This window comes from Parafrankia irregularis (assembly GCF_001536285.1).
Taxonomy (GTDB): Bacteria; Actinomycetota; Actinomycetes; order Frankiales; family Frankiaceae; genus Parafrankia; species Parafrankia irregularis.
On the sequence record NZ_FAOZ01000079.1, the window covers coordinates 1 to 1,942 of the forward strand.

The window sequence follows — 1,942 nt, forward strand, 5'->3', positions numbered from 1 at the left end:
ACGCCGGGTAGCCGGCGGGGGTTTCACCCGCCGGCCCCCACAGATCCGGACGTGACACTCTCGCGTCATCCGGCTCGTGCTATCCGCTGGCCGTGGAGAGCGTCCAGTGGGCGAAGAGGGTGGGTCTGCGGCGTTTGATCGCCAGCAGTGTCCTCCAGGCCCGTCCCGGACGTCCCCTGAACCGTCTGTACTTGCGTTGCAGCCATCGGACCAGGTAGCGGTCGATGGAGTAGAGGACTGGATACAATGCGGACCGTCGGAACGCCCCGAAGTAGTTGATCCAGCCCCTGGTCACCGGATTGATCTCCGATGCCAGGTCTTCGAGGGTCCAGGTCGTGCGCCGGTGGATCCGCCACCGGCGTATCACCCGCCGCGCCTTCGTGGCGTTCTGGTTACTGATCGCCGGGGTGAAGCCGACGAACAGGTTCCCGTCGCGGCGCCGCTGGACCAGGCGTCCCTGGAACGTGTATCCGAGGAAGTCGTATCCGGTCGGCCCGTCCCAGGGCTGTTTCCTGCCGTCGTCCGCGCAGTAGACGATCCGGGTCTTGGTCTCGTTGAGTTCCAAGCCACATTCGGCCAGACGCCTACGAATATCGGCGAGTAACGCGCGGGCCTGTATCTCACTCGCGCAGTGCACGACCACATCGTCGGAGTACCGTTCGAACGGGACAGCCGGATGGTTCCCAGCCATCCACCGATCGAACACGAAATGCCCGAAGATGTTCGCCAGCAGGGGAGAAAGAGGACCACCCTGGGCGCATCCCCTCACCCGCTCGACCGGGGTGCCGTCGGATCGCACGAGCGGGGCTTTCAACCACCGCTCCACGTACAGGCCGACCCACCGGGTCTCCCCGTCGAGGTAGGTGTCCACCGCGGCCAGGAGTTTGTCCCACGGAATACTGTCGAAATACCCCCGAATGTCCAGGTCGATCACCCAGGGGTATTTCCAGGACCGTTCCCGGGCCACTGCGACCGCGTCCAGCGCTGACCGTCCCGGCCGGTAGCCGAACGAGTCCGGGTGGAAACCCGGTTCCGTCCTCGGCCCCAGCACCAGCACGGCCACCGTCTGCGCGACCCGGTCCGCCACGGTCGGTACCGCCAGCGTCCGCTGGCCACCCTCCGGCTTCGGTATCACGACCTCACGCAGCGGCGGCGGGAAGTAGGTACCCGACGACATCCGGTTCCACGTCTTGTAGAGGTTGTCTTTCAGCCTCTCCTCGAACGCGGTCACCGTGACCTCGTCGACTCCCGCCGCTCCCCTGTTGCCTCGTACCTTCTCGAACGCCTCCACGAGCAGACGCTTGTCGATATCAAACGGTTTCGGCTGTGACACGCCGACCGGCTCCTCCCGTTTCCTACGGTTGACCGACTGATGTCACCGGACAGCCCTCCCCCTTCGCTCCACCCCCATTACAGGAGCTTCATCACTACTACGAGGAGGTCCGCCCCTTCGCTCCCACATTCGGTACTCGCCCCTCACGGTTTCCGCCGCCCGGGGTTTCCCTCACCCGACCGGAGAAGGTTTCCGACCAGAACGCCGGAGCGGAAGGTTCCCACGTTCCCCACGGGAGCCAGGACCGGACTCGCGCCACCTGCATGCCGAACGCCGCCCGGGCAGTAGACGGGTATCTCCCGGACTTATCCCGAAGTCTTGGCCACAACCTCGGTTCTGACGTTGAGAGTATTTCGACACTTCCACAGTGGTTCGCTTTCGCTCGCCTTCCCGGCCCACACCTGACCCGGTCACCGCCGGGCCTTTTCCGTCACGCTCACGACCCCGCCCGTTGAGGCGACGCCGCTGACGGCGGTTTGCGACCCCCACCCGCATGGTGGTCACGGAGGGCCACACCTCCATCACCCGCGGAGCACCGCTCCAGAAGATCACCGTCTACTCAAGATCGGCTTCTCCCTTCCCGTTCGTGGCGCAAGACCAAAATCCTTC

Annotated in this window: 1 protein-coding gene; it reads right to left on the bottom strand. The window is 65.1% G+C overall.

Going from position 1 to position 1,942, the window contains the following annotated elements; translation table 11 throughout:
• Nucleotides 1-79: 79 nt before the first annotated feature.
• Entirely contained in the window at nt 80-1,333 is a 1,254-nt protein-coding gene (gene ltrA / locus AWX74_RS38735; protein ID WP_091287487.1) for a group II intron reverse transcriptase/maturase, read from the bottom strand.
• Nucleotides 1,334-1,942 lie beyond the last annotated feature (609 nt).